This is a genomic window from Mesorhizobium sp. M7A.F.Ca.CA.004.04.2.1 (assembly GCF_004022825.1).
Classification (GTDB): Bacteria; Pseudomonadota; Alphaproteobacteria; order Rhizobiales; family Rhizobiaceae; genus Mesorhizobium.
This window is the reverse complement of the sequence record NZ_RZPH01001135.1, coordinates 1-1,821: the sequence shown is the minus strand read 5'-3', so window position 1 is coordinate 1,821 and position 1,821 is coordinate 1. Positions and strand designations below refer to the sequence as shown.

General features: G+C 63.2%; 2 protein-coding genes. Both read right to left on the bottom strand.

Translation table 11 applies throughout. The annotated features are described in order from the left end of the window. Positions 1–1,282, bottom strand: a 1,282-nt coding sequence (locus EN893_RS32155) for an ABC transporter permease (protein WP_164901310.1), incomplete at its 3' end; no start/stop codon positions are given. Between the two features lie 13 nt (positions 1,283–1,295). Continuing rightward, a partial coding sequence (locus EN893_RS32150; protein ID WP_164901309.1) for a substrate-binding domain-containing protein occupies positions 1,296–1,821 on the bottom strand: 526 nt, incomplete at its 5' end.

The following is a 1,821-nucleotide window of genomic DNA, read 5'->3' as shown; positions in this document are numbered from 1 at the left end:
GGGGATGACCGCCGATACGGGCGAAGACCTCGCTGCGCGCATAGTCGGGCGCGAGGAAACGGACGATCGTACCGTGCCGCGTACCGGTATAGAGATTGTCGTCGCGGTCGAGGACGACGTCCTCGGGACCTTCGACCGCGCCAAGCCCTATGAGCTCCGCCGCGCCAAGCCTGTCATTGACGGCAAGCACGTCGGTTCCGGTCGGCGGCGTCAAATTCGGCAGCTTCAGATAGGTCGGCGAGACATAGACTTTGCTCAACAGCTTGCCGCGGTTCTTCACCCATTTGGCGTCGAACAGCACGGCGGCGATCAGCACCAGACCGAGGATCAGCTGGTTGACCGAGCCGGGCATCGACAGGCGGATGAGGCCGCTGGTCAGGATCAGCACCAGGATGGAGCCGATCACCGCATTGCCGACCGAACCGCGGCCGCCACCCAGCGAAACGCCGCCAAGCACCACGGCGGTCAATACGGAAATCTCCAGCCCTATGCCGGTGTCGGCGCCGGTGCTGCCGAGCCGGGCGGAAAACAGAAAGGCAGCGGTCGCGGTCAGCAGGCCCGATGCGACATAGGCGAGGCAAACCGTCAGCTTGACGTTGATGCCGGCATTGTAGGCGGAGCGGCGCGCACCGCCGACGGCGCGCAACCGCCATCCTGGCCTTAGCCTTGACAGGACGATATGCGCGCCAAGGGCGATGACGGCGAAAATGGCGAAGGAGACGGGCAGGCCGTAGAAGGTGCCGAAGCCGATCAGGTCCCAGGTCGGGGAGACCGGCATCGAGCCGACGATCGCGCTGGCAAGCCGGGGAAAGATGATGTCGTAGAGCGCCCGGTAGATGACCAGTGTCACCAGAGTGGTGATGAAGGCGCGCAGCCTGAGATAGCCGATCAGCACCCCGTTGAGCAGCCCGCAGACGAGGCCCGTGGCTAGCGTCGCGATCAATGCCACGCCGACCGGCAGGCCGGCAACGTTCATCGATACCAGGGCGGCAAGCACGCATAGCGCGAACATCGAGCCGACCGAGAGGTCGATGCCGCCCGAGAGGATGACGATGGTGAGCGCCAGTGCGATCAGGCCGAATTCCGACACCTGGCGGGCGAGATCGGTAAGGTTGCCGACCGAGAAATAGCCAGGGATGATCCACGTCATGACGAGGATCGTGACCACCAGCGCCAATGCCGGAATGACGTTGTCGATCCAGCTCTTGGTCAGCAATTCGCCGAACAGGCGGTCCGGCAAAAGCCGGTACCGCAGCCGTGAAAGCGCATCGCTGGTGGCCATAAGTCAGGATTCCCTACTTCAGATCGTCCAGCGTCCAGCAATTGCGCTGGTTGACGTTGGCCTTGGTGATCTGCGTCAGCGGATTGAAATAGAGCGTCTTGGTCTCGCCGGCGGTACCGTCGGAGAGCAGCAGCCTTGCGATCTCCGCATTCAGGATTTCGCCCTGCAGCGGCACGTTGTAGCTGATGTAGAGATTGAACAGGCCCTTCTCGACATTCTCGCAGCCGACCCTGTTGCCGCCGCCGCTTGTGACGAGGAAGACCTGGTCGCCCTTGCCGGCCTGCTGGATCGCAGACGCCGTGCCGGTGTCCTGATTGTCCCAGATGCCGATGGCGCCGCAAAGATCCGGATGCTGTTGCAGCACGGTCTCCATGATCGAGCGCGCCTTTTCCGGATTGTATTCGGTGGCCTGCTGCGAAACGACCTGGATGTCGGGATGCTGGTTCAAGACACGGTAGATGCCGTCGAGTTGGAACACGTCGGATGCCGCCGTCGGCACGCCGGTGTCGATAGCGACCTTGGTCGAAGCACCCTTGCCG